This is a genomic window from Flavobacterium bomense, assembly GCF_003970355.1.
Map to the genome: position 1 here is coordinate 1 of NZ_RYDJ01000186.1, position 1,177 is coordinate 1,177.

At 30.2% G+C, this 1,177-nt stretch carries 2 protein-coding genes; both read right to left on the bottom strand.

Going from position 1 to position 1,177, the window contains the following annotated elements; translation table 11 throughout:
• Positions 1 to 718, bottom strand: a 718-nt coding sequence (locus tag EKL98_RS16610) for an endonuclease/exonuclease/phosphatase family protein (RefSeq protein ID WP_126563206.1), incomplete at its 3' end; no start/stop codon positions are given.
• Between the two features lie 70 nt (positions 719 to 788).
• Positions 789 to 1,177 (bottom strand): DUF6576 domain-containing protein (locus EKL98_RS16615; RefSeq protein WP_317125406.1); only part of this gene is annotated, 389 nt, incomplete at its 5' end.

The following is a 1,177-nucleotide window of genomic DNA, read 5'->3' on the forward strand; positions in this document are numbered from 1 at the left end:
ATAATTTTTGAGATTTACTTTGATTAATAGCATCAATATTTTTGTCGTTAATTTCGGTAATATCTGGTGTGATTTTTATAGACTCTAGGTGCATATTATAAACTCTAATGATGTCTTTTCCTTTTTTGATGTCGGCAAAAATAACATTATTATTGGAGTTTGGAAACACAATATTTCCTTGATAGATTATAGGAAATTTAGAGAAAATAGCCTGAGCAGTTTTAATTTGATTTCCTTCTACCAAAATGTATTTATGACTATACACTTTCAAATCTGTTTCTGCAGAATTAGAAAACTCCTGAATGCACAAAATATCAGGGTTTTTTTCATTGATAAAAGTTAAAATATCATCGGGAACATCATCTCTATCAAGCCATTTGAAGACATTCAGCAAACGTACATTATAACTCATTACGGTAAAATCTTTCTCTCCCTCGGGATATTCTTTAGCTGAAAATTTATAAAATTTATTAATAAAAGTGATACCCATCAAAAGTACCAAACCAGATAAAATCATTCGCTTCTTGAATTGAAATCCCCAATAGAAGAAAAATAATCCATTCAAAATAAAAAACAAAGGCATAAACAAGGTGAGAACGGATAAAAGCGGGAATAATTTTGGAGCCAAAAAAGGTAAACGATAGGCAAGAAAAGTCGATACAGTAAGGACTATATTCAAAAAAAACATTAGCTTATTAAACCACGAAAGGTTTTTCATTATTTTAGTTTCAAGTTTCAAGTTTCAAGTTCCAAGTTGCTCAACTTTAAACCTGAAACCTGAAACAATTTTATTTCCCTACTTTAAACAAAAATTCTTTTTCTTCTTTTGTCAAACAATCATAACCAGAGCGACTGATTTTATCTAAAATCTCATCGATTTGCTGTTGTGTTTTATCCTTAGTTACAATCTTTGAAACAGGCTTATCCGCAGGTTTTTTGTAATTTTTGTGTACCTTTTTGAAAGGAGTAGATGACTTTTTCGTGAACAAATTAACAAAAAAATCCAATAGGTTTGTAACAATTTTACTCAAATCGGTTCCGTTTTGGAGTAATTTAATAAAAATGAAACCAAAAAAAGCCCCAGCCAAATGAGCAATATGCCCTCCCGAATTCTCCGATTGAATTTGCATTAAATCAATTATAAGAATAACAACGGTAACATGCCAAAGCTTTACAT